The sequence below is a fragment of the Micromonospora sp. NPDC048905 genome (assembly GCF_040649655.1).
Classification (GTDB): Bacteria; Actinomycetota; Actinomycetes; order Mycobacteriales; family Micromonosporaceae; genus Micromonospora.
Map to the genome: position 1 here is coordinate 1 of NZ_JBEZFV010000002.1, position 23,487 is coordinate 23,487.

At 72.4% G+C, this 23,487-nt stretch carries 27 protein-coding genes and 1 pseudogene; 9 read left to right on the plus strand and 19 right to left on the minus strand.

Annotated features, from left to right (window positions below):
* Positions 1-741: 741 nt before the first annotated feature.
* Positions 742-1,305 (minus strand): hypothetical protein, encoded by a 564-nt coding sequence (locus AB0C01_RS04910; RefSeq protein WP_357570262.1) that lies wholly within the window; start codon positions 1,303-1,305, stop codon positions 742-744.
* A gap of 584 nt (positions 1,306-1,889) precedes the next feature.
* The gene (locus AB0C01_RS04915; protein WP_357239469.1) at positions 1,890-2,684 is read right to left on the minus strand and encodes a DedA family protein; all 795 of its coding nucleotides are present in this window, start codon (positions 2,682-2,684) and stop codon (positions 1,890-1,892) included.
* A gap of 100 nt (positions 2,685-2,784) precedes the next feature.
* Here AB0C01_RS04915 and AB0C01_RS04920 point away from each other — a divergent pair, with 100 nt between their 5' ends.
* The 4 genes from AB0C01_RS04920 to AB0C01_RS04935 all read left to right on the plus strand — a co-directional run bounded on the left by AB0C01_RS04920 (position 2,785) and on the right by AB0C01_RS04935 (position 5,360).
* On the plus strand, positions 2,785-3,465 hold the full coding sequence (locus AB0C01_RS04920; protein ID WP_357570695.1) for a carbon-nitrogen hydrolase family protein: 681 nt from the start codon (positions 2,785-2,787) through the stop codon (positions 3,463-3,465).
* A gap of 65 nt (positions 3,466-3,530) precedes the next feature.
* Positions 3,531-4,334 carry an alpha/beta hydrolase gene (locus tag AB0C01_RS04925; RefSeq protein WP_357570263.1) on the plus strand — a complete coding sequence of 268 codons (804 nt, stop codon included), beginning with the start codon at positions 3,531-3,533 and terminating at the stop codon, positions 4,332-4,334.
* A gap of 39 nt (positions 4,335-4,373) precedes the next feature.
* A complete protein-coding gene (locus AB0C01_RS04930) occupies positions 4,374-4,814 on the plus strand; it encodes a VOC family protein (RefSeq protein ID WP_357570264.1) in 441 nt (146 codons plus the stop codon).
* 45 nt (positions 4,815-4,859) lie between these two features.
* Positions 4,860-5,360, plus strand: coding sequence for a DinB family protein (locus AB0C01_RS04935; protein WP_357239480.1), 501 nt, complete (start codon positions 4,860-4,862; stop codon positions 5,358-5,360).
* Between the two features lie 8 nt (positions 5,361-5,368).
* Here AB0C01_RS04935 and AB0C01_RS04940 read toward each other — a convergent pair whose 3' ends face one another.
* The 8 genes from AB0C01_RS04940 to AB0C01_RS04975 all read right to left on the minus strand — a co-directional run bounded on the left by AB0C01_RS04940 (position 5,369) and on the right by AB0C01_RS04975 (position 12,279).
* Positions 5,369-6,244 (minus strand): alpha/beta hydrolase, encoded by an 876-nt coding sequence (locus AB0C01_RS04940; RefSeq protein ID WP_357570265.1) that lies wholly within the window; start codon positions 6,242-6,244, stop codon positions 5,369-5,371.
* Between the two features lie 105 nt (positions 6,245-6,349).
* On the minus strand, positions 6,350-6,991 hold the full coding sequence (locus tag AB0C01_RS04945) for a histidine phosphatase family protein (protein WP_357239486.1): 642 nt from the start codon (positions 6,989-6,991) through the stop codon (positions 6,350-6,352).
* Between the two features lie 33 nt (positions 6,992-7,024).
* Positions 7,025-8,479, minus strand: a complete 1,455-nt coding sequence (locus tag AB0C01_RS04950) for a serine/threonine-protein kinase (protein ID WP_357239489.1) — start codon at positions 8,477-8,479, stop codon at positions 7,025-7,027.
* Between the two features lie 110 nt (positions 8,480-8,589).
* Complete coding sequence (locus AB0C01_RS04955; RefSeq protein ID WP_357239492.1) at positions 8,590-8,793, minus strand: hypothetical protein; 204 nt, start codon at positions 8,791-8,793, stop codon at positions 8,590-8,592.
* 2 nt (positions 8,794-8,795) lie between these two features.
* Positions 8,796-9,860 (minus strand): LacI family DNA-binding transcriptional regulator, encoded by a 1,065-nt coding sequence (locus AB0C01_RS04960; RefSeq protein WP_357570266.1) that lies wholly within the window; start codon positions 9,858-9,860, stop codon positions 8,796-8,798.
* Between the two features lie 201 nt (positions 9,861-10,061).
* Positions 10,062-10,922, minus strand: coding sequence for an SAM-dependent methyltransferase (locus tag AB0C01_RS04965; protein WP_357239498.1), 861 nt, complete (start codon positions 10,920-10,922; stop codon positions 10,062-10,064).
* Between the two features lie 86 nt (positions 10,923-11,008).
* Positions 11,009-11,896 (minus strand): helix-turn-helix transcriptional regulator, encoded by an 888-nt coding sequence (locus AB0C01_RS04970; protein WP_357239501.1) that lies wholly within the window; start codon positions 11,894-11,896, stop codon positions 11,009-11,011.
* A gap of 143 nt (positions 11,897-12,039) precedes the next feature.
* Positions 12,040-12,279: a DUF397 domain-containing protein gene (locus AB0C01_RS04975; protein ID WP_355031495.1), complete on the minus strand. Its 240-nt coding sequence runs from the start codon at positions 12,277-12,279 to the stop codon at positions 12,040-12,042.
* A gap of 266 nt (positions 12,280-12,545) precedes the next feature.
* Here AB0C01_RS04975 and AB0C01_RS04980 point away from each other — a divergent pair.
* Positions 12,546-13,178: pseudogene (locus AB0C01_RS04980) on the plus strand (GGDEF domain-containing protein); the annotation flags it as partial.
* Between the two features lie 6 nt (positions 13,179-13,184).
* On the opposite strand, the gene AB0C01_RS04985 reads toward AB0C01_RS04980, so the two are convergent.
* The 3 genes from AB0C01_RS04985 to AB0C01_RS04995 are packed head-to-tail and all read right to left on the minus strand — an operon-like array spanning position 13,185 to position 15,085.
* Positions 13,185-14,228: a phosphotransferase gene (locus AB0C01_RS04985; protein WP_357570267.1), complete on the minus strand. Its 1,044-nt coding sequence runs from the start codon at positions 14,226-14,228 to the stop codon at positions 13,185-13,187.
* A gap of 55 nt (positions 14,229-14,283) precedes the next feature.
* Positions 14,284-14,757 (minus strand): SRPBCC family protein, encoded by a 474-nt coding sequence (locus AB0C01_RS04990; protein ID WP_357239508.1) that lies wholly within the window; start codon positions 14,755-14,757, stop codon positions 14,284-14,286.
* Positions 14,741-15,085, minus strand: a complete 345-nt coding sequence (locus tag AB0C01_RS04995) for a metalloregulator ArsR/SmtB family transcription factor (protein ID WP_357239511.1) — start codon at positions 15,083-15,085, stop codon at positions 14,741-14,743. Before AB0C01_RS04995 ends, AB0C01_RS04990 begins: the two co-directional genes overlap by 17 nt.
* 158 nt (positions 15,086-15,243) lie before the next feature.
* On the opposite strand from AB0C01_RS04995, the gene AB0C01_RS05000 reads away from it, so the two are divergent.
* Positions 15,244-15,894: an NAD(P)H-dependent oxidoreductase gene (locus AB0C01_RS05000; RefSeq protein WP_357239514.1), complete on the plus strand. Its 651-nt coding sequence runs from the start codon at positions 15,244-15,246 to the stop codon at positions 15,892-15,894.
* A 57-nt stretch (positions 15,895-15,951) separates the two neighbouring features.
* Here the strand turns inward: AB0C01_RS05000 and AB0C01_RS05005 are convergent, their stop codons facing one another.
* Positions 15,952-16,443 (minus strand): type II toxin-antitoxin system PemK/MazF family toxin, encoded by a 492-nt coding sequence (locus tag AB0C01_RS05005; protein WP_357239517.1) that lies wholly within the window; start codon positions 16,441-16,443, stop codon positions 15,952-15,954.
* Between the two features lie 65 nt (positions 16,444-16,508).
* Here AB0C01_RS05005 and AB0C01_RS05010 point away from each other — a divergent pair, with 65 nt between their 5' ends.
* On the plus strand, positions 16,509-17,024 hold the full coding sequence (locus AB0C01_RS05010) for an NUDIX domain-containing protein (RefSeq protein ID WP_357239520.1): 516 nt from the start codon (positions 16,509-16,511) through the stop codon (positions 17,022-17,024).
* Between the two features lie 26 nt (positions 17,025-17,050).
* A complete protein-coding gene (locus tag AB0C01_RS05015; protein ID WP_357570268.1) occupies positions 17,051-18,280 on the plus strand; it encodes a hypothetical protein in 1,230 nt (409 codons plus the stop codon).
* 9 nt (positions 18,281-18,289) lie between these two features.
* On the opposite strand, the gene AB0C01_RS05020 is transcribed toward AB0C01_RS05015, so the two are convergent.
* Positions 18,290-19,054, minus strand: a complete 765-nt coding sequence (locus AB0C01_RS05020; RefSeq protein ID WP_357239526.1) for an SDR family oxidoreductase — start codon at positions 19,052-19,054, stop codon at positions 18,290-18,292.
* 68 nt (positions 19,055-19,122) lie between these two features.
* Here AB0C01_RS05020 and AB0C01_RS05025 point away from each other — a divergent pair, with 68 nt between their 5' ends.
* Positions 19,123-19,773, plus strand: coding sequence for a helix-turn-helix domain-containing protein (locus tag AB0C01_RS05025; RefSeq protein ID WP_357570269.1), 651 nt, complete (start codon positions 19,123-19,125; stop codon positions 19,771-19,773).
* On the opposite strand, the gene AB0C01_RS05030 is transcribed toward AB0C01_RS05025, so the two are convergent.
* The 4 genes from AB0C01_RS05030 to AB0C01_RS05045 form a co-directional block, all read right to left on the minus strand.
* The gene (locus tag AB0C01_RS05030; protein ID WP_357570270.1) at positions 19,774-20,973 is read right to left on the minus strand and encodes an FUSC family protein; all 1,200 of its coding nucleotides are present in this window, start codon (positions 20,971-20,973) and stop codon (positions 19,774-19,776) included.
* A 180-nt stretch (positions 20,974-21,153) separates the two neighbouring features.
* The gene (locus AB0C01_RS05035) at positions 21,154-21,669 is read right to left on the minus strand and encodes a DUF2267 domain-containing protein (protein WP_357570271.1); all 516 of its coding nucleotides are present in this window, start codon (positions 21,667-21,669) and stop codon (positions 21,154-21,156) included.
* A gap of 42 nt (positions 21,670-21,711) precedes the next feature.
* Entirely contained in the window at positions 21,712-22,110 is a 399-nt protein-coding gene (locus tag AB0C01_RS05040) for an NUDIX domain-containing protein (protein WP_357570272.1), read from the minus strand.
* Between the two features lie 55 nt (positions 22,111-22,165).
* A complete protein-coding gene (locus AB0C01_RS05045) occupies positions 22,166-23,452 on the minus strand; it encodes a hypothetical protein (protein WP_357240645.1) in 1,287 nt (428 codons plus the stop codon).
* Positions 23,453-23,487 lie beyond the last annotated feature (35 nt).

The following is a 23,487-nucleotide window of genomic DNA, read 5'->3' on the forward strand; positions in this document are numbered from 1 at the left end:
TCGCGGCGAGTGGCGCGACGCGGCTCCAGCCGAACGGTATTCCGCGAAGGCGATATTAGGTGAGGCCCGGGGACACTGAGTCACACCGACACCCTGCACAACCAGCCGGATCCCCACGATGTTCCCCACGCCCATACCCACCGCCAAGCCGCCACACGACGGTGACGGCGGCGGAGCGGACGCGACGGTGCGTGGGGGGTAACGGTCGCGGTGGCAGTCGCGGTCACGGCGGGCGGTCGCGCGGCGGTAGTCGCGTGCCCCTTGCCCTTGCCCTTGCCCTTGCCCTTGCCCTTGCCCTTGCCCTTGCCCTTGCCCTTGCCCTTGCCCTTGCCCTTGCCCTTGCTTACAAGATCGTGCTCGATCCTGGTTGTAGTGGCCACCGTTGCCGACCGAGGGGACTACAACCAGGATCGAGCACGATCGGTGGACGGTCGCGCAGTGGCGGTCGGCGGTTGGCGAGATCTTGGACAGTTACCGTTTCGCGCGAACGGAAACTGTCCAAGATCTCCGGACAACCACCGATCAGGCCGGGCAATCAACTCCCTGGCACGCCCGAGAGGTGCGTCGGGCACCTCACCGCTCAGCCGCGTTCGATCTCGGCGGAGCGGGACGCGGCCAGTGCGGTGGTTAGCGCGGAGCCCCGACCGGGCGGCGGATACGCCGCTGGCCGGCACCCCGAGTTGCGGGGCGCCGGCCAGCGGTCGGTGTCGTGCGGGTGGTGCTGGTGCGGTGGTGCTGGTGTCAGCTGTTCCAGTGCTGGGCGACGAGGTCGGTGGCCTGCTGCTCCCACTGGGCGTAGGCGTCGGGGTAGGCGGAGACCTGGACGGTCTGCGCGGCCTCGGTCAGCGGCATGTCCTGCCACCCGTCGACCTGCTTGAGGCCCTTGAGGAACGCCGTCGTCGAGTAGGCCGGGTCGGTGATCTGCTCCGGGGTACCCCAACCACTGGACGGGCGCTGCTGGAACAGGCCCAGCGAGTCGTGGTCGTTGGCGTCGCCGAGGTGGCCGAGGTTGTCCAGCTTCGACTCCTGCAGGCTCGTCGCGATCGAGATCACCGCGGCGCGCTCCGGGAGGCCGGCCTTCTTCGTGGCGGCGATGATCGCCTTGACGTTGGCGGTCTTCTCGTCGTTGAGGTCGATGTGCGACTGGGCGCCCTGCGGCTTCGGGGCGGTGGTCTGCACGGCGGCCGCGACGGGCTTGCCCTCGACCGGGGTGGCGGCGTGGGCGGCGATCGGGCCGGCGAACACTCCACCGGCGAACGCGAGACCAGCAACGGACAGGACGCTCTTACGCATGATCGTGTTCATGGGGGTAGCTCCTTCGGGGGTAGGACACCCCGACCGCCAAAAGGGGGGAACGGCGGCAGGGTGTGAGCACCTCGTCCGGCGCTGCACGTTCACAAGGGGGAAGTCTGAAGGGGTGACACCCTGTCGGGCGTCGGAGTCGGCGACCTACCGAGCGGAGGGCTCAGGGCGCCGGGGTCCAGGTGTAACGACCGGGGGGCCGGGGTCATTCCGGGGGGCGGCCCATCCATCGGCACCCACGTGAAGGCGGTGCGCGCGGTCGTTCGTGGGGACTGCAACGACCCGACCGGGTCCCGCATTCCCACCCCCGGCGGGCCGGGCGGCGGGGCGGTGGTCCTGCGATCGTCAGGGTATGTAACGACCCCGGCCCCGCCATGATTCCGGCCCACGGGTGCGCCCGACCACAGCCAGATACCACCCATAAGCGGACATTCAGCCCGAGCGCGCCCGGCACACCTGGACCGAACGCCCCAGTTGGCGATGATCAGCCAGGAATCGGCCAAACCGCGGCCAAGGGATATGAAGCCCAACGTTGAGCATCTTGTACGCCGGAGGGTGCGAGACGGCACCGATCGCGGCGGGCTGGGTCAGCGCGCGTTCGAGGTCCACGAACCGCTTCGGTAGAGAGTGCCGCGCCCACCCGGATCAGGCACTCCGAGGACCGCCTCGTCACTCGCGGGGGCACCGGGACCGGCCGGTTCGGGGTTGCGGGCGGCACGGCGGGCGCGCAGCACGCGGGACCCGACGAACCAGGCGGCCACCGCCACGCAAACCACGATCACCACTTTCTGGAGTGTGCTCGCGTACCCCTCGACGAGGTGCCAGTTGTCGCCGAGCAGATAACCGGCGAGGACGAATGTGGTGTTCCAGATCAGGCTGCCCAGCGTGGTGTAGAGCAGGAACGTGCCCACCGGCATGCGCTCCACCCCGGCCGGGATGGAGATCAGGCTCCGGAAGATCGGGATCATCCGGCCGAAGAAGACCGCCTTGACACCGTGCCGGAGGAACCACGCCTCGGTCCGGTCCACGTCGCTGAGCTTCACCAGCGGCAGCCGGGCCACGATGGCGCGCATCCGGTCGCGGCCCAGCGCTGCGCCGACCAGGTAGAGCGCCAGCGCGCCCACCGCCGAGCCCAGCGTGGTCCAGAAGATCGCACCGACCAGACTCATCCGGCCCTGCGCCGCGACGAACCCGGCCAGCGGCAGGATCACCTCGCTGGGGATCGGCGGGAACAGGTTCTCCAGCGCCACCGCCAGACCGGCGCCCGGCCCACCGAGTCGTTCCACCAGGTCACTGACGTAACCGACGAGGCCGCCCTGCGGTGGTTCCGCTGCGGCGGTGGGGGTTCCGGTGGCGAGCAGGGCGTGGGACGTTCGAATCATGCGCCCACCGTACGAAGTAAACCTGAGAGCCGACCATGCGGTTGACCGCCCGGCTGCGCGAATCGACCACACCGGTGGAGGTGGGGAAAACCGCACCCCGCTGCGGCTCGCGGTGGCGCAGCCGCTGTGCGTACCCCTGGATGTCGCGCAGAACGCGCGGACGCACGCCGCCGCGGTCCGCGCGGCGGGTGCCCGGGTGGTGGTCTTTCCCGAACTGTCCCTGACGGGGTACGAGTTGGAGGCGCCGGTCATGCCGGTCGACGACCCGCGGTTGGCGCCTCTGGTCGAGGCGTGCGCCGAGACGGGCACGTTGGCCCTGGCCGGCGCACCGGTCGCCGGCGACCACATCGCGGTGCTGGCGGTGACCGGCGCCGGGGTGACACTGGCGTACCGGAAGATGTGCCTGGGTGCCGCCGAGGCCCGCCGGTTCCGGCCGGGCGACGCGCCGGCCGTGCTCGATGTGGACGGCTGGCGGGTGGGGTTGGCGGTCTGCAAGGACACCGGCGTCACCGCGCACGCGGAGCGGACCGCGGCGCTCGGGATCGACGTCTACGCGGCGGGTGTCGCGCAGTCCGCACGCGACGCCGCCGTGATGGACCAGCGGGCGCACCGGATCGCCACCGCGCATCGGGTCTGGGTGGCGGTGGCGAGTTTCGCCGGCTCGACCGGCGGTGGTTTCACCGAGGCGGCCGGACGGTCCGGGGTGTGGACGCCGGAGGGCGAGGTCGTCGCGCGCGCGGGCACCGAGCCGGGAGAGTCGGTCGGCGCGAGCCTCGGTTGAACGGGCCGCCGACGTCGGACCCACCGCCTACCGTGGGGGCCACGTCATCGACACGAGGAGGCCCCATGGGCGAGGCCGTGATGACCGGCACGGTCCGCTCGGCGGACGGCACCAGCATCGCGTACGAGCGCAGCGGCACCGGCCCGCCGGTGATCCTGGTGGACGCGGCGGGCGGATTCCGCGAAATGGGTCCGATGAGGTCACTGGCCGCTCACCTGGCCAAGGAGTTCACCGTGCTGACCTATGACCGGCGGGGCCGGGGGCAGAGCACCGACACCTCGCCGTATGCCCCGCAGCGGGAGGTCGAGGATCTGCGGGCTCTGATCGACGACGCGGCCGGCGGGTCTGCCGCCCTGTACGGCTTCTCCTCCGGCGCGGTGCTGGCGTTGCTCGCCGCGACCGGTGGCCTGCCGGTCACCCGGCTGGCCGTGCTGGAGCCGCCGTTCGAGCAGCGGGAGCAGTCGCCCGACGAGCCGGACCTGGCCGCGGACATCACCAGGTTGGTAGCCGACGGGCGGCGCGGCGACGCGGTGCTGCACTTCCAGCGCAGCATCGGAGTGCCGGCGGAGATGATCGACGGCATGCGCGAGAGGCCGGGTTGGCCGGCCCTGCAAGCCCTGGCACACACTCTGGTCTACGACCTCACCCTGCTCACGGCCCTGCCGGCCGGGGCACTGACCACGCTCACGATCCCGACGTTGGTGCTCGACAGTGAGCAGAGCGACGCACGGCTGCGCGGCTGGGCGCGAGGGGTGGCCGAGATGCTGCCCGCCGGGCGGCACCGCACGCTGCCCGGTGAGTGGCACGGCGTTTCGGACGAGGTGCTGGCGCCGGTGCTTGCAGAGCACTTCGCCGGCCGCCCCGACTGAACGACGACCGGTGTCGTACGCCTCGGGCAGGATCAGCTGATGAGCACCGTCCCCTCCCGCCTGTCCGTGGTCACGCTGGGAGCACGTGACATCGGCGCGCTGCGGTCCTTCTACCGGTCCCTGGGGTGGCCCGAGCTGCCGGCCAGCGACGACGGCTGGGCGGCCTTCCTGCTCGGTGGCGTCCTGTTCGCGCTCTTCCCGTTGCCCGAGTTGGCCGCCGAGGCGGCGCCGGACGTGCCCGATCCGGCGGGAGGTTGGTCCGGCGTCACCCTGGCGTGCAACGTCGACAGCCGCGACGAGGTCGACACGGCCTTCGCCGCGGCCGTCGAGGCGGGTGCGACGGTGGTGGCGGCGCCGACCGGCCGGCCCTGGGGTGGGCGCTCCGGTTACATCGCCGACCCGGAGGGCAACCGCTGGGAGATTGCCTGGGCGGGCACGGCCCGCTTCGACGAGCGTGGTGCTCTTCTCTCCTTTGGCTGAGGGGCTGTGTTTGCGCCTCGACCCTGACCTTGGAATGCTCCGCGGGTGACTTCCTTACCGGAGACCTTCGCCGACGATGTCATCGACCAGCCGGCGCGGACGCAGATCGAGACGTTCATCGATGAGCATCGCCGAGCGCTCAACGGCTGTCTGGACGGGCTGACCGAGGAGCAGGCGCGCCGCTCGTTGGTGCCGTCCCGGACCACGCTGCTGGGCCTGGTGAAGCACGCCACCGTCGTGGAGAAGGTCTGGTTCGACGAGGCCATCACGTGCCGGTCCCGCGCCGAGATCGGCATCCCCGCCACACCGGACGAGTCGTTCATCCTCGACGACGACGACACGATCGCGTCGATCCAGCGCGCACACCGCGAGGCGTGCGTTGCCTCCCGCCGCGCGACGTCCTCGCTGGGCCTGGACGACATCCTGCGCGGCAACCGGCGCGGTCCGCTGCCGTTGCGCTGGGTGTACCTGCACGTGCTGCGCGAGCTGGCCCAGCACTGCGGGCACGCCGACATCCTGCGCGAGCAACTCCTGGCCGAGGAGTAGTACGGCGGTCAGCCGGCGTCCAACACCTCCCGCAACCGTGCCGCGAACTCCTCCGGCTTGCCCGCGTAGCCGAACTCGCCACCGAGGAAGCCGCCGTGGTGACTCGGGAACACCACGGCCTCCTGGCCGAGCAGAGCCGCCAGGGCGAGGGCCGTCCGCGCGGTGTACGTGCCCGCCGACTCCTCGCCGACGGCGACCACGATCCGGGTCGGCGCCGAGGTGAGCCGGCTCGCGTCGGGACGATAGTCGCTGATCGCCCAGGACAGGTCCGACAGCAGCGGGTCGTCGCGGCTGCCGTCGTCCTCGGTGGACAGTCCGAACATCGCCGGATCGGGGGCGGACTGGGCGAAGTAGGCGTCGGTGAACTCGCCCTGCCACGACGTCATCGCGATGAAGGCGGCCATGCCCGCACCGGCGCCCTTCGTCTGGTACGCCTGGTAGAAGTCGGCCCGAGCGCGTTCGGCAGCCCCGGCGTCGGGGAGCACCGCGTTGATCGGCGGCTCGTGCGCCACCAGTGTGACGACGTCGCCCGGGTAGGCCGCGACGAGTTCGAGGGCCGTCACCGCACCGCCGCTGCTGGCGAACAGGTCGACCGGACCGACGCCGAGCACCTCGATCAGGTGGTGCAGGTCGGCCGCCTGCTGCTGCGGTGTGTGGTCGGTGCGGCCGTCCGTGCGGACGCTGCGGCCGAGGCCGCGCGGGTCGTAGGTGACGACGGTTCGGTCCGTGAAGTGCGGGGCGAGCGCGGTGAAGCCCTCCGCCGTCATCGGTTGACCGATCATGAGCAGCACGGGGTGCCCGCCGGACGGCGGCAGCGGACCGCGGACGTCGTAGACCAGGTCGACGCCGGGCACGGCGAGGGTGTGTGTCTGCGTTGTCGTCATGCCGGTGAGACTACGGCCGGCGCAAACCGGTGGGCGAGTACGCCGTGCCGGCGCGTCCTGGAGGACATCCAGGGCACGCGCCTCCCCCGGCACGGCGGTGCTGGATCACGCCTTGGCCCACCCGCCGGTGTCAGCGAAGCGGCGCAGCGTCCACCGGGCCGGCGGCCAACCGCCGGGGTCGTGATCGGTGGTCCATTCGGTGATCGAGGCCGGGGCGACGTCCAGGTCGAACGCCCGGAAGATCGGCTGCGCGGCGAGCGCGTGGAAAGCGCCCTCGACGGTCTCGCTGTGGCCGACCAGCACCGCGGTGCCGCCCCGGTGTCGATGCGCGATCTCCATGATCGCGCGGCTGACCCGGACCACCAGTTCGGCCCAGCTCTCGTTGCCTTCCTCGAACGGCCGGAACACACCCCCACCGGCCACCGCGTGTTCGGTGCGGAAGCGGGCGGTCGGCAGACCGTCGGCGTACGGGGGTGTGTGCCAGGTGCACAGACCGCAGTCGGCCACCGGTCGGACGCCGAGCGCCGCGCCGATGGGTTGCGCGGTCTCGACGGCTCGGCGCAGGACGGACGAGTAGACCGCCACCGGTCCGTCGGCAGCAACGTCACGGGTGAGCCTGTTGGCGAGGTCGTGTGCCTGCTCGTGGCCGAGGGCGGTGAGGCCCCGGCAGCCACGCGGCCCGCCCACGATTCCTTCGACCTGGTGAAGCGACTCGCCGTGTCGCACGAAGATCAGACGTGTCCGCATCGGCACATCATGCCAGCGGGTTCGTCAGCGGTATCAGTCGTCCGTACGGCCCATGGAGAAGCTGCTGGCCCGGGTCAGCAGCGCGTCCAGTTGGGCGCCCGTCTGCGCTGGCAGCCGGTCGCGTTCCACCAGCTCGGAGAGGTGTTCGCGCAGTTCGGCGACCCGCTTGGCCCGGTCCCTGGTGCGCCGGTTCAGGTCGTCGAGGTCGTCGCGCAGATCGTCGGCGGTCCTGGGGTCGACGTCGCCGCGGGCGACCGCCCCGGCGAGGACGGCGGCGAACTCGCTTGTCACCTCCCGAAAGCTGACCGGCACCTGCCCGGTGGTCGGGGGCGCGGTGCTGGCGCTGGGTCGGGGCGAGGAGGGTGCCGCCGGTGACGGCGAGTGCGTCGTGGGTGCGGGCTTCGGAGCGGAGGACGACGGCGGGGCGGCGGCCACCTGGGGCGAGGTGGGCGCGCTCGGAGTGCCCCACGGACCCTCGGCGAGCAGGGCACCGACGCCGACCAGCACGGCGAGTCCGGCGGCGACCAGCACGACGAGGGGCCGACGCGACCGGCGGCGGGCCGGGGCGGCGGCGACCGGGGCAGGGCGGGCCGCCGAGCGGTCGATCAGGGTGGGAGGGTGCGCCACCGGCCGGACGCGCAGCAGTTCGGTGGGCGGCTCGACCGGCTGGCCGGCGCCGAAGCGGCGCGCCAGGTGCGCGGCACTCGGCCGGTCGGCGGGGTTGGCGGCCAGGCAGGCGAGGGTCAGCTCGGCGATGTCGGCGGGCAGGCCGGACACCCGCAGCGGCGGCACCGGGGTGCCGCGTCGGTGCACCTCGAGGGCGTCCTCCCAGCTCTGCACGGGCAGCGGCGCCTGGCCGGTGAGGGTGCGGTAGAGCAGCGCCCCGAGGGCGTACACGTCGCTGGCCGGATCGGGCGGGCCGGCGGTCAGCCGCTCCGGGGCGAAGTAGGCGGGGGTGCCCATCAACGGCTCGCCGGACTGGCCGTCGAGCCCGCCGAGCGCGGCGATACCGAAGTCGAGCACCTTGGCCCCGGTGTCCGTGAGCATCACGTTGCCCGGCTTGACGTCGCGGTGCACGACGCCGATGCGGTGCGCGGCGGCGAGCGCGGCGGCGATCTGCCCGGCCACCCGGACCGCCTCCGGCCAGGGCAATGGCCCGCCCCGCAGGCGGTCGGCCAGGTTGTGACCGTCAACGAGTTCCATCACCAGGTACGGGACCACGACACCGCCGGCCAGTGTCGCCTCGGCGTAGTCGTACACCTGGGTCACGTGTGGGTGGGTCAGCCGGGCGGCCGCGCGGGCCTCGCGTTGGATGGTGGCCCGCAGTTGCGGGTCGGCGGCGAGTTGCCCGGCAAGGACCTTGATCGCGACCGGTCGGCCGAGCACGTCGTCGTCGGCCCGCCACACCTCGGACATGCCACCGAGCCCGATCCGCTCGTGCAGCACGTAGCGGTCGTGGAGACGGAGGGTGGGCGTGAAAGGTGACATGGCCTCACCAGTCTGCCTGGCCGAGCCTCACTCGACCACCCTCCGTGCCCGGACCCTGCCCGGACCCACACTGTTCGTCCCGTGCGTACCGGAAATGAGTTTCGGTCGGGTCAGGAGCAGCGCGGCGCGGCGGGCAGCGGTCGCGGCTGGATGCGGTCGGCGAGCCGGCGCAGGGCGACGGCGACGACGTGCCGGGTCGGGGCGAGCACGGCCGGACGGACGCGTTCGACCTGGACCGGGGCATCCGGTCGGGCCGAGTTGACGTGCCGGTTCATGGCGTCGAGCGCGGTGACGTATCCGGTGGGAAGTTCCATGGTCAACTCCTCGGGACAGGTCCGGTGGAGGTCCGGACGACGAGTGCGGTGGGCAACAACACATGGCCGGCCGCGGCGTCCGCGGGCGGGTCGAGCAGGAGTTCGGCGGCGATCCGGCCCTTCTCCTCGGCGGGCTGCCGGACCGTGGTGAGGCCAGCGGCGGCGGCCTCGGGGACATCGTCGAAACCGGTCACCGAGACGGCCGAGCGGGTGCCGTCCGGCCGCTGCTCCAGGGCGTCCAGCACACCGAGGGCCAGCACGTCCGAGCCGGCCAGCACGGCGGTCGGCGGCGTCGGTGAGTCGAACAGGCCGGCGACGGCGGCGGCTGCCGCCTGGCGGCTGTTGCCCGGGGCGTTGACCAGGGTCAGCTCGGCCCACTCGACGCCGACCTCGGCGAACGCGTCGGCGAATCCGGCGAGCCGGCCCCGGGTGGTGGGGTGCCCCACCTCGTGCACGCCGGTCAGGCGCAGCGGGCCGGCGGGGGCGTCGGGGACGACGGAATCGGCGAGCAGCGCCACCCGGCGATGGCCGAGGCCGGCCACGTGTGCGGCGACGCCATGCGCCGCGGCACGCTCGTCGATGCCGACGAACCGCTCGTCCGGGCCGGCGTCGTCGCGGGCGGCGGTGCTGACGTACGGCAGTCCGCGGGCGCGGATCACGTCCAACGCCCATTCCTCGTCGGCCACGCAGTAGACGCAGAATCCGTCGACCGCGGCGTTCTCCACCGCCCGCCGGGCGTCGGTCACGGCCGGCGGCAGCGGCACCAGCAGCATGCTGGTGCCGTGCCGCTCGGCGGCCACGCCGACCCCGGCGAGGAAGCGGACCGCGAACGGGTCGGTGAAGGCGTACGACAGGTGCGAGGTGAACAGCACGCCGATCGACCCGACGAAGCCCCGGCGCAGGGACCGGGCGGTGGGGTTGGGGCCGGGGTAGCCGAGTTGCCGGGCGGCGTCCAGGATCCGCTCGCGCAGGGTGGCGGAGAGCTGGTCGGGGCGGCTGTAGGCGTTGGACACGGTGCTGCGCGAGACGCCCACGGCGTCGGCCACGGCTTGCAGGGTCGGCTTCACCGGCACCTCTCTGTATCGATCCAGTCTGTATCGATACAGAGACTAGCTCGACCAGTCGGCGTCGGTCAATAGATGGATGCGACTCGGAGGTCGGCGATGCCTCTCAGGGCTGCCGCAACCCCCGGCGGCCAGCCGCTGAGTGCTGCCGCCACGTCGCTCAGCGGCAGCCGTCCGGCCAGCCGCAGGGTTGAGCCAGCCGGTTCAGGACAGGCGGGCGACCGCGCCCAACACGCTCACCTCGACGGGCGAGGGACGGGGCGGCGGTTCGCTCTCCGCCCGCCACTCGGCGACCGAGGTGATGCCCGGCTCGACCATGTCGAGATCGGCGAAGAAGCGGGCGAACTCGTCACGGCCGCGTAGGTTGATCAGCCCGTGCGGGCCACCTTCTCGGGCCTTCGCCCGGAAGTCCGCGGCGACCGCCGGCGGAAGGTAGTCGTGGGTGCCGTGCGAGGCGGCCAGGTAGCTGCCGGCCGGCAGCGCGTCGAGCAACTGCCGCACCAACGCGTACGGCTCGTCCTCGTCGGGCAGGAAGTGCAGGACCGCGACCAGCATGAGCGCGACCGGCTGGGACAGGTCGATGGTGCGGCTCAACTCCGGGTGCGCGAGGATCCGCTGCGGGTCGCGCAGGTCGGCGTCGATGTAGGCGGTGGCGCCCGCCGTCGAGCTGCTCAACAGCGCGCGGGCGTGGGCCAGCACGATCGGGTCGTTGTCCACGTAGACCACCCGGGTTTCCGGAGCGATGGCCTGGGCGACCTCGTGGGTGTTGTTGGCGGTCGGGATGCCGGTGCCGATGTCGAGGAACTGCCGGATGCCCGCCTCACGGGCCAGGTATCCCACCGCCCGCTGCAGGAAGCGGCGGTTTTCCAGGGCCGCGGTGCGGACGGTCGGAAAGGCGGCGGTTATCGCGTCGCCGGACTCCCGGTCGGCCTGGAAGTTGTCCTTGCCGCCCAGCCAGTAGTTGTAGCGGCGGGCCGGGTGCGGCACCGAGGTGTCGATCCGGTCGCTCGGCGACCCGGCCGTCGTGCCCGCAGCATCTGTCGTGCCCGCAGCATCTGTGGTCAAGGCAGCCCCCGCATGATCTGTCCACTGTCGCCGTTCGTCGACCATGGTAGTGCCAGGGCGGGTGGCCCCGTGGCCCCGCTCGACGATCAGGCGGGATAGAGGTCGTCCAGCAGTTGGCCGAGAATCTCCGCCGTACGCTCGGGTGGCTCGGCCTCGACACAGAGCCGTTCCATGGCCACCGCGTAGTAGTCCAGGTCGTCGCGTTTGTCGAGGTAGATCGCGCTGGTCAGTTGTTCGATGTAGACGATGTCGGGCAGCTCCTGGTCACCGAAGCGCAGGATGGTGAAGGCGCCCCCGGCGGCGGCGTGACCCCCTGCGGCGAACGGGATGACCTGGAGCCGGATGTTCGGTGACTTGGTCGCCTCGATGAGGGCGGTGAGCTGGGCGCGCATGACCTCGGGGCCACCGATCGGCCGACGCAGCGCCGCCTCGTCCACCACGGCCCAGAACTGTGGCGGGCTCTCCCGGTGCAGCAACTGCTGACGCTGCATCCGCAGGGCGACGCGTCGGTCGATCTCGCCCGGCCCGGCCGTGCCGTGTCCGAGCAGCACGACCGCCCTGGCGTACTCCCGGGTCTGCAGGAGGCCGGGCACGAACTGCACCTCGTAGCTGCGGATCAGTGCGGCCGCGGCCTCCAGGCCGAGGTACGACTGGAACCAGGTCGGCAACACGTCGCCGTAGCGGTGCCACCAGCCGGGGCTGTTGGCGTCCCGCGCGAGCTTGAGCAGGGCGTCACGCTCGTGTTCCTCCGTGACGCCGTACAGCGTCAGCAGGTCGGAGACGTCACGCTCCTTGAAACCGACCCGGCCCAGCTCCATACGGCTGATCTTGGATTCGGAGGAGCGGATCTCCCAGCCGGCGCCCTCCCGGGTCACCCCGCTGGACTCCCGCAGGCGGCGCAACTGGGCGCCGAGCAGCATCCGGAGCACCGTCGGCCCGGTCGTCGGACCACCCTCGGCAGGAACCATCGTCACGTGCAGACCTCCGGACACCAACCCGTGATGGCCAGACACCCCAGCCCGGCCGACGAGTAAGCATGCCATGGACCGACAGTGAGGTGAACTCATCCGGACCGGTGTTTCGGTCCCGTCGCCGGGACGCTCCCACTGGCGAACGGTCAGTTGATGAGGTGGTCGAAGTCGCCGTCGCGCGCGCCGAGCACGAAGGCGGTGATCTCGTCCACCGTGTAGATCAGTGCCGGCCCCTCGGGATGCCGCGAGTTGCGGACCGCGATGCCCGCCCCTTCGGGCAGTTCGGCGAGTTCGACACAGTTGCCGCTGGGGTTGCTGCGGCGGCTCTTCTGCCAGCTCAACGGAGGCAACTGGTGGATCGGTACGCCATTGGGTGGCTGCTGCATGGAGGCGTCTTTCTGCTCACGAGCCCGCCGGTGGCCGTGGGAGGAGCGGTGACGGCGAGAGGGGTGTCATATCGACGGTGGACGGTCATGCACGTGCATCTGCTATTGCATCTGCACCGGACGGCGAGCATGATAACGCACGTGACCGGTGGCCATCCGTTCACTTTGAGTTACCCCCACAGGGGCAACCATCAGGCAAAACGTGGCCCCGACGCGGCACGCCGCGTCGACCGAGGCAGGAGGCGGTCGAGGCGATGGGAGGGATCGTGCCCGATCCGATGAGTGTCGCGTCCGGCATCTGTGCCGCTGGTGCGCTGCTCTCCTCCTGGCAACTACGCCGGCGGGCGTTGCGCGCCGAGACCGAGATCGGGCACCTCCACGCCGAGCTGGCCGCCGAACGGCACGCCGCGAGTCACGACCCCCTCACCGGGCTGCCCAACCGCCGCGCCTTCTACCGCCTCGCGGCCACCCTGCTCACCGACGCGGCCGGCGAGCCGTTGATCGCCGTGGTCCTCGACCTGAACGACTTCAAACAGATCAACGACCAGTACGGGCACGCCGCCGGCGACCAGGTGCTGATCAGCGTGGCGGAGCGGCTCGCCGGCTTCGCCGGGGACAACCTCGTCGCCCGCCTCGGCGGCGACGAGTTCGCCGGGCTGCTCTCCACTCCCACCGTCGACCGGCGCTGGATCGAGCACGCCACCCGCCGCCTCAGTGAGACAGTCGCCGCGCCGATCCGGCTGAGCGGATGCAGCGTCCGGGTCACCGCGTCCGTCGGGCTCGCCCCGGTGACCGGACCGGCCCAGCTCACCGACGCGCTCAGCCGTGCCGACGCGCTCATGTACCAGGCGAAGAGCCTCGGCGGCGCCCGGTCGCCCCGACAACTGGTGGAGAGCGCCGCGTGGTCAGGCGTCGGTCCAGCGCGGCGTACGGCTCGGTGGCGCGAGGTCACGCATCGCCGCGTCGGCGAGGGTGACCAGGCCGACCGGTGACACCAGCCCCCGCACGATCACCGCGGCTCGATCCCGCTCGGCCGGGTCGGCGCCCGGGTCCAACGCCTGGCGGGTCCAGTCGCTGAGGTCGTCGAGCGCGCGGACCGCGAGGAACCACGCCAGGCGAGCCGGGTCGATGTCCGCCGGACCGTAACCGGCGAGCACGGCCCTCTGCTGCCCGGGAGTGACCGGCGCGAAGGCGAGCACCCCACCCCGGACGAACATCAGGTCACACTCGGGCGGCGCGAGCACGGCGTCGTCCCAGTCGATCAGCCACACCTGCCCGTCCGCGCCGAGCAACAGGTTGCCCAGGTGCGGGTCGCCGTGACAGACGACCGGCGCGGGGCGATCGCGCAGGTCGGCAGCCATGCGCTCCACCCCGCCGGTCAGTGTGCGCACCCGGTCGGCCACCGTGGACCACACCGCCGCGAGGTCGGCGAGCACCGGACCGGCGGGGTCGGACCGGTCCGGGTCGCGCAGCCGCTCGGCCATCGCGCGGGTCGCGGCGACGATCGAGGGGTACGCCGCTCCGCCCGGCGGCAGCAGCCGGCTCAGCTCGTCGGTCACCGGCACCGCGTGCACGGCCGCCAGCACCTCGCCGTACGCGTACCAGTGCGCCTCGGTCATCGCCCCGTCGAGCGCCCGCTGGTCGGAGACCCACGGCACCACCGAGAGGCGGTGACCGCCGTGGTCGACGGACAGCTGTCCGTCGTGGGTGCGCAGCGGCGCGGCGATGCCCGGCACGCCCTGTCGGGCCAGGTACGCCGTCACGGCCAGACCGGCCGCGGTGCCGCCGCCGCTCAGCTTGACCGCGTACCGAGCGCCGTCGACGGTGGACGCCAGCCACAGTCGGGCGTGCTCGTCCGCGCCGTGGGTCACCTGCCCCATCGTGGACAGTGGCAGGCCGAAGGCGGCCCGGACCTGCTCGGCCACCTGCCGCGGGACATCCTCGGTCATGCGGACAGCATGCCAGCCCTCCCGGTCCACCGATGTGTGCCGGCCGCGCCCACGTTCAGCGCAGGGTGGCCAGGTGCCGGTCCAGCGCGGCGTACGACTCGGCGGCGCCCTTCGACATGCCGGAGTCGACCACGCCGTCGCGCTCCTTCGTGGTGTCGTACCGAACGGTGACGGTGACGGTGGTGCGTCCCTCGTGCTCGGTGAAGACCAGTGTCTCCACCGCCACGTGGCCGGGCATGCCCTCGAACTCGAAGGTCTGCACGATCCGCTCCGGCACGACGATCTCCCGGAACTCACCGCGGAAGGCGTAGTCGTTGCCGTCCGTGGCGTGCTCGACGTAGCGGTAGTGCCCGCCCGTGCGGAAGTCGATGTCGACATCCAGCGGGTTGCCCCGTCCCCACCACTGCGTCAGGTGCTCGGCCTGGGTGTGCGCGGCGTAGACCACCTCGCGCGGGGCGTCGAAGGACCGGGTGAGGGTGACCTCCCGGTCGGACGGCAGGTCGACCGTCAGGTCAGGGAGCGTGCTCATGGTGGGTCTCCTTCAGGTCGCGGAGGTAGGTGTCCAGGGTGTCGTAACGGTCGTCCCAGAGCCGGCGGTACTGGTCGAGCCACTCGGCGAGCGTCCGCAGCGGCGCCGGGTCCAGCCGGCAGCGACGCCACTGTGCCTCGCGGGTCCGCACGATCAGGCCCGCCCGCTCCAACACGGCGAGGTGCTTGGAGACCGCCTGGACGCTGATCGGGAACGGTGCCGCCAGTTCGTTGACCGTCGCCGCACCGGTCGCCAGCCGGGCCAGGATGGCGCGGCGGGTCGGGTCGGCGAGCGCGGCGAACACGGCGTCGACAGGATCTGCTGTCATCTGTCGCTTTCCACCAGAGAGTTAATCAACCTGCCGGTTGAATATACAGCTCAGCGACCTCTCGTCAATGGTTTCGCCGCCTGCTGCGAGAGGAATGTCGGGGCCACTGTCCGGGTATGGGACAGCCACATCCCCGCCGACCACCCGGAGGAACCGACGTGGCGACCATTCGCGCCCTCGTGCTCAACTGCACCCTCAAGCCCTCACCGGCGCCGTCGAGCTCCGAGCAACTCGGTCGGGAGGTGCTCGCCGAGTTGGCCGCACAGGGCGTCGAGGGCGAACTCGTCCGGGTCGTCGACCACGGCGTGCGCTTCGGGGTGTCCACGGACGAGGGCAGCGGCGACGGCTGGCCGGCGATCCGCGCCAAGCTGCTGGCCGCCCAGGTGCTCATCATCGCCACGCCGATCTGGCTCGGTCAGCCGGCCAGCGTCTGCAAGATGGTCCTCGAACGCCTGGACGCCGAGTTGTCCGAGACCGACGCCGAGGGTCGGCTCCTGACCTACGGCAAGGTTGCCGGCGTCGCGGTCGTCGGCAACGAGGACGGTGCGCACCACACCATCGGCCAGGTGCAGCAGGCGCTCAACGAGGTCGGGTTCACCCTCGCCGCCGCCGCCGCGACCTACTGGGTGGGCGAGGCACTGCACACGGTGGACTACCGCGACGTCGGCCCCAAGCCCGACACGACCGGTCGTACCACGAAGGCCCTGGCGCTCAACACCGCACACCTGGCCCGGCTGCTCGCCGACCAGCCGTACCCGCCGCCGGACGCGCGGGGCGCGGCGGTCGGGCCGAGCCGCGAGCAGGCATGAGCACCGGGTGCGTCACTCCCGGGCCGCCTCGACAGGGGCAGCCCGCCGGGCGCGCGGTCAGCGCCAGCCGTAGCCGGCGCGCAGCGCCTGCCCGACCCGGTCGAACCGGGGCCGATCCAACACGGCGCCCTCGCGGCGGATGCTGTCCTCGCGCATGGTGAGCACCCGGTCCAGGCGGACCCAGCTCGGCCGGTTGTCCCGGTCCCACTCACCCGGCCCGAGCGCGAACCAGTGCCGCTGCCCGTCCCGCTCGCTCTGACTGGACAGCATCAGCCCGAACAGCGTCCGGCTGTGCCGTCCGACGACGAGCACCGGCCGGTCCTTGCCCTGCCGGGGGTCGTCCTCGTACGGCACCCACGTCCAGACGATCTCGCCCGGGTCGGCCTGACCGTCCCGCTCCGGGGCGTAGGTCAGCTCCCGCCGTTGCAGGGCGCTCACCTGACGGCGACGGGCCACCTGCGCGGGTGCCGGCCCGGTACGTCGGGGCGACGGGAGCACCGCGCCCACCCGGGAGATACGAGCCGCGACATTCCTCAACAGACCAGCCACGGCGGGCAGCCTACCCGCCACCGCACCAGCCACCGGCGTGGGAGTTGCTGCGGCAGACTGGGCCGATGAGTGCCATACCCGACGACCTGCCGATCCTCGAACGGCGTGCGGTACGGGTGGTGGTCATCGACCACGCCGACCGGGTGTTGCTGTTCCACACCCACGACCCGGACCATCCCCGGCTGGGCACCTGGTGGGAGCTGCCGGGCGGCGGCATGGACCCCGGAGAGGCCTACCGCGACACGGCCGTGCGCGAGCTGCGCGAGGAGACCGGCATCGTGGTCGCCGCCGACCAGGTGGGCGCGCCGATCTGGCGTCGGCGGGCAAGCTTCCTGCACCGTCAGGTGCGCCACATGCAGGACGAGGTGGTCGTCACGGTACGACTCGCGGGCCCCGGCCCGGACGTGGACGAGGCGCACCGCCTCGACTACGAGCGCGAGGACTACTTCGACTTCCGCTGGTGGCCGCTGCCGGAGGTGGTGGCCAGCCCGGAGCGGTTCTACCCCGGGCAACTCCCCCGGCTGATCACGCCCTTCCTGGCCGGCGAGGAGATCGACGAGCCGTTCGAGTTGTGGTCGTGAGCCGGGCCGGCGGGCAGAGTGGGGGCATGACGACCGATCTGCACGGGCCACTCGCCGCGTACGCCGCGCGGTTGCACGCCACGATCGGCGACCGGCACCACGTCGCCTCCCCGCTCGGCGCCTGGCTGCTGCTCGCGGTCTGCGCCACCGCGGCCGACTCCGACCCGGCCGCCGAGGACCTGGTCCGTGCTCTGGGCACCGACCTGGCCAGCGCGGCGGAGGTCGCCCGAACGCTCCTGGACGCGCCGCATCCGCTTGTCGCCTCCGCCACCGCGCTCTGGCACCGGGCGGGCCAGGGCGGCGGCGGGTCGCCTGGTTGGCGGGCCACGCTGCCCGCGACGACCGAGGTCGGCGCGCTGCCCGACCAGGCCGGGTTGGACGCCTGGGCGCGCGAGCACACCGACGGCCTGATCGACACGTTCCCCCTGAAGGTCGGCCCGGACGTGGTCTTCGCCCTGGCCAGCGCGCTGGCCACCCGCATCTCCTGGGCGACTCCGTTCGACCGCGCCGACGCCCGCGCGCTCGGTGCCGGCAGCGCCTGGGCGCGCCGGCTACGCCAGGTGCTGCGCAGTCCGAGCCAGGGCCACCGGTGCGCCATCGTGTCCGGCACACGGGTCGGTGACGTGATCGTGCACGCCGCACCGGCCCCGAGCAGCGACGGTGCGGGGCTGGTCGTCCTGTCGGTGGCCGCCGCACCGCAGGTGCCGCCCGCCGAGGTGTTGGCCGTTGCGTACGACCTCAGCGCCGGTGCGGCCGACGGCACACCACCGGCCGGCGGCCGATCGCTGTTCGACCTGCCGCTGGGCGAGACCCCACTGTGGATGCTGACGGAGGAACGGGTCCGGACCCGGGCCCGCGACGGCCGCGAGGAGCGGCACACCGCGGTGCTCCCCTGCTGGTCGGCCCGCAGCGAGCACGACCTGACCGCTCCGGCGCTGGGTTTTCCGGCGGCCACGGTGGCGCTGGCGAAGGCGCTGGACCAACCGGTGCGGAGCTTCGAGGCACGACAGACGGCGCTGGCCCGCTACGGCCGGTACGGCTTCGAGGCAGCCGCGGTGACCGGGATGTTCGGGGTGGTCAGCCTGCCGCCGGAGGGCGTGGCCCGCACCGCGGAGTTACGCTTCGGCCACCCGTACGCCGTGGTGGCCGTGGCCAGCGACGCCCGGCCGGACGGGACCGCCGGGCCGTGGCACGGGGTGCCGGTGTTCTCCGCCTGGATCACCGACCCGGAGGAGCTGTCCGACTCCGCGACGTGAGGCCCGCGATCAGAGGCGCGGTCCGAGGAACAGGCCGCCACTCGCGTCGATGACCTGGCCGGTGATCCAACGCGCCCGGTCGGAAGCGAGAAACGCGACCACCTCGGCGACGTCGTCGGGCTCGCCCAGGCGGTCGAGCGCGGTCGTCCCACGGATGAGGTCGGTCAGGCCCGGCGTGTCGAAGACCGACCCGTTGGTCGCCGTCCGGGTGGCGCCGGGAGCGACCGCGTTCACCGTGATGCCCCGGACACCGACCTGGTTGGCCAGGGTCATGCTCATCGTCTCGACCGCGCCCTTCGTCATGGCGAAGGAGGTCTGCGCGGGGTTGGCCATCCGGGTCGCCACGGACGAGATCGTGATGATGCGGCCGCCGTCGCGCAGCAGCGACAGCGCCCGCTGGGTGATGAAGTACGGCGCTCGCACGTTCACCGCGAAGAGGTGGTCGAACTCCGCCCGCGAGGTGACACCGAGCGGACCGGCCGGCGCGGTCGCCGCGTTGTTGACGAGGATGTCGAGTGGTCGCCCGGCCAGACCGGCCTCGACCCCCGCGAAGAGCGTCTCGACGTCGTCGTCCACCCCCAACTCCGCGCGGACGGCGAGCGCGGTGCCGCCGGCACGTCCGATCTCGTCGACCGTCGCCGTCGCACCGTCCTGGTCGGTGCCGAAGTGCACGAAGACCATCGCCCCCCGCGCCGCCAGCAGTGCCGCGATCGCCTGGCCGATGCCGCGCGATGCCCCGGTCACGAGAGCCGTCCGGCCGGTCAGATCACCCATGTCGCCACCTCAGATCTGGTAGTCGCCACCAATCTGGTAGTGACTATCACCAAGGTAGTGTCTAACACGTGCCCGACCAACGTTCAAGACTGCGAGACCAACGACGAGCTGACACGCAGCGCGCGATCCAGGCGCAGGCGGTACGGCTGTTCAGCGAGCGCGGCTACGACGCCACGACCGTGCACGACGTCGCCGAGGCCGCAGGGGTCTCCCCGATGACCGTCTACCGGCACTTCCCCACGAAGGAGGACCTCGTCCTCCTCGATGATCGCGGCCAACTCGTCGCCGAACGGATCGCCGCGGCACCGGCCGCCCAGCCTCTGGTCCGGCGCATCGGCGGCGCCCTCATCGAATCGGCCGCGGCGTTGACCGGTGGGAGCCACCGGGACTTCCTGCTGGCCCGCCTCCGCCTCATGATCTCCACTCCGGCGCTGCGGGCAAAACACCTGGACAACCAGTACGCCCTCCAGCAGGCCATCGTCGCCGCCGTCGGGGACGATGCCGCCGACCCCGACGCGGCGTTCCGGGTCCAGGCGGCGGCGAGCGCCTGTCTCGCCGCCCTGCACACGGCGGTGGTGCGCTGGGCCGAGGACGACGGACGAACCGATCTGCCCGCACTGATCTCGACGGCACTCACCGCCGCCTTCGGCGACGACGTCGGGGGGCGCGCCGACCCATCGCACGGACGGCCCGACGACCAGTTCGAGACAGGGGCCTGATCATCCCGCGCTGACCGAGTTTTCGCCTTCCTCCGCCGCCTTGCGTACCTCGTCGTTGGCCGAGGTCGGGTCGTAGCCGGTGGCGCGCAGCAGGTCGCTGGCGGCAGTACGCAACTGGGTCACCACCGCGTCGCCGAACTCGTCGACCCCCAGCGCGCGGGCGCGACCAGCCTTGTAGACGGCCTCGCGTACCGCGTGGCGGGTCTTCTCGGTGGGACGCCCAGCGCGATGCTCGCGGCGCAGCAGCTCGACCGAGTCGGCGAACCGTCCGATGCCGGCGGGCAGGTCGGGGGGTACCGGCTCGTTGTACTGCAACGCCATCGCCGATCGGCGCGCAACTCCCCGGCTGTGCTCGATGACGCGTTCCACGTGCTGACTGGCGCTGGCGAACCGCTCCACATCCTGCCGGCGCAGCCAGCGGGCAGGGGCGAGGCTCACCACCTCCTCGGCGCCGCTGAGGGCCTCGTGCATCCGGTCCAGGGCCGGGCCCATCCCGCGCAGCGCGTCCAGGGCCCGAACGGCCCGTTGCTGGTCGCCGGTGGCCAGCGCCGCGGACACCTCCCGCAGTTGACCGGCGAGCCGCTGGTAGATCGGGGCCGCGTCCCGATCGAGGATGCGCATCGGGTTCAGCGGCACCAGCAACGCGACCACCACGAGGCCCACGGCGCCGCCGACCATCGCCTCGACGATCCGCGGCCATTCCAGGTCCTGCTGAGCCGGAGCCAGGGTCGCCAGCAGCACCGCCGTACCGCCGGCCTGGCCAACGGCCGCTCCGCTGCGCCCGAACAGCACGAGCGTGGCGAGGACCGCGCACCCGACGACGAATCCGGTCTGCCAGAACCCGGTGCCCAGGAAGCTCAGCAGGAGGTCGGTGGTGGCGATGCCGAGGCCCACTCCGACCAGCAGTTCGATGGTCCGGTGTGCACGTTGGCCGAGCGCGGCCACAATCGTGCCCACGGCGGCGGACGGGGCGAAGATCGGCGCCGGGTTGCCCAGCAGATCGTGCCCGATCGACCAGGCCAGAGCCGCGGCGAGTCCCGCCTGCACCGAGATCACCAGGGCGGCTTCCAGTTGACTCAGCCGCAGCCGACCCGTCCGGCCACCTCGACCACGGACCCGGGCAGCGGCGACCCTGACCCGTTCCCCCACACGATCGCGCCGTGGGCGGACGTCGTGCCGGCGGCGGCCATCGGGATCCACCGAGCACTCGTACCACGCGGCGGCCCGGCCGGTCCGGACATTCCCGACACCGGCGGCGCTGGCGGAGCCGTGATCGACTCGGGTTACCGGAAGCCGGGGTGTCCCGGTCGCCGCGATACCCCGACTTCAAGGAACGCGAGTGGATCTCGCCGGACCGGACCGGCCGGGCGGCGGTCCCGTTCAGGGCCGGTAGGGGTCGGACGCGAGTCCGCCTTCACCACCGCGTGGCAGTCGCGCCACCAGTTGCCGGAACTCCCGGACGGTCATCGCCGACCGCAACGTGCCGAAGACGGCGCCGGTGCCCGCTCGGGCGGTGGCCGGGTCCACCCCGGCGCGCTCACCCACCCGGCGCAGGAACTCCACCGGACCGGCGTCCGGCGGCGCAACCGCGGCGGTCCCACCGACATCCAGGCCCACCCCGGTGTCCAACCCGTCCACGCCACCATCCGGTCCGCCGAGCCCGGCCGGATCCAGGACAGGGTCGACCGTCCCCGCCGGGTCCGGGGCCGGGCCGGTCAGGTAGCCGTCGACCTCGTTCGGCAGGTGCCCGACGAGGTCGTCGGTCGCGCCGCCGGTCACCCGCTCGGCCAACGTCTGGAGTACGGCGCGGGCGAGGGCGGCGGCCTGCTCGGGCGGCAGGCCGGACCGGCGGGACACCGCGTCGGTGAAGTACGGGAACCCGTCGGGGTCGGTCACGTCCGGGCGGTTACCCCCGGCCGGCCGGGACAAACGGCGCCGTCAGCGGAGGAGGCCCTCCGCCAGCAGGTGGTCGAAGATGAGGTGGTCGACCGGCGAGGTGCGGTGCCGGTCGACGTAGCCGAGCCAGGCCATCTCGGCGATCTCGCTGGCCGGCCTCAGCTGTCCCTGGTAACCGGCCCGGTAGCAGGTCATCCGCACGGTGACACCACCCGCGTGCCCGTGCGCCTGAGCGGTGAAGGTACCCAGGTGCACCGCGTGGCGCACGTCCACCTCGACGCTCAACTCCTCGTCGATCTCCCGGCGCAGGGTCTCCAGGTCGGTCTCTCCCGGTTCCCGCTTGCCGCCCGGCAGGTACCAGACGTCCTTGCCCGCCGACCGGGTGCTCAGTACCCGCCCGTCCTCGATGAGGATCCAGGCCACCTTGTCGATCTCGCGCACGCCACCCCTCCCGGTCGAAGATCGGGCACGCTACCAGCAGGTGGCCGCCGTGCGATCACTCGGCCAGCAGGTCGAGCAGCAGCGCGGCGGTCCAGCTGAACGCCGGCGAGCCCAGCCCGGCGCCGGTGTCCGGGTGGAAGTACTCGTGGCAGCCCGCCCCGCCGACCAGGTCGATCATCGAGCGACGCAGCCCGGCGGCCAGCTCCGGGTGCCCGTGCGCGAGCAGCCCGCGCCGGACCAGCCAGCCGATGTTCAGCCAACTCGGCCCGCGCCAGTAGCGCAGGGGCTCGAAGTCACGCGCGGTGCGGTCGTAGGTGGGCAACGGCCGGTCCATGCGCTGGGCAACCCCGAACCGCGCCGACCGGGCCTCGACGACCAACGCGTCGGCCTGCCGCGCGGGCAGGTCCGGCAGGATCAGCGGCGTCAACCCGAGCACGGTACGGGCGCCGACCAACCGGTCGGTGCGCAGGTCACGGGGCTGGAACGTCCCGGTGCCGTGGTCGTAGAGCCGTCGGAGCAGCGCCTCGGTGATCTGGGCCGCGCGGGACCGGTGCGGCCCCGGGTCGGCGCCGACGAGCACGGCGATCTCGGCGAGGGCATGCTCGGCGGACCCGAACGCCGCGTTGAACAGCGGGCACTCCACCAGGAACGGGTGGTCGTCGGCCAGCCGGCGGTCGGCGTACCCGTGGTCCCGGTAGGCCGCGACGATCGCCAGGTAGCGCGCGTAGTCCAGGTCCGTGGGGCGGTGCGCGGCGTCGGCGTGCGCGGTGTCGTGCCGACGGTACGCCCGCATGACTGCCGCCTCCGCCGCGACCGCGGCCATTGGCTCGTCCCAGGCCGGGCTGTTGTCCAACCCGGACTCCCACGGGTGCACGATGCAGACCAGCCCGTCACCGGCCACGTCCCGTCGCGTCGCCAGGTAACGCTGTTGGGCGACAAGCGCGGGATAGAGCCGGCGCAGCGCGGCCAGGCCGGTGGGGTCGGGCGCCCGCTGGTACGCCAGCCACGCCGCGAGCGCGTGCACCGGTGGCTGGACCAGACCGGAGGTGTCCACGGTGGGCGTGCCCTCGACACTCGCCGAGCGCCACAGCTCCGGGCCGGGGAAGTACGTGCCGACACGCATCGCCGGGTTGAACACGATGTGCGGCACCCTCCCGTCGACCCACTGCGCTCGGAAGAGGCTCGTCAGCTCCCGCCAGGCGCGCTCGGGGCGCACCTGGGCCAGCCCGATCGCGATGAACGCGGAGTCCCAGCTCCACTGGTGCGGGTAGAGGGTGCGTGAGGGCACGGTGTGGTCCCGTTCCCAGTTGGCGTCGAGGGTGTCGACGGCGAGTTGGCGCAGCCCGGCGACGTCGGCCGGCCCACCGGTGCGGGCGG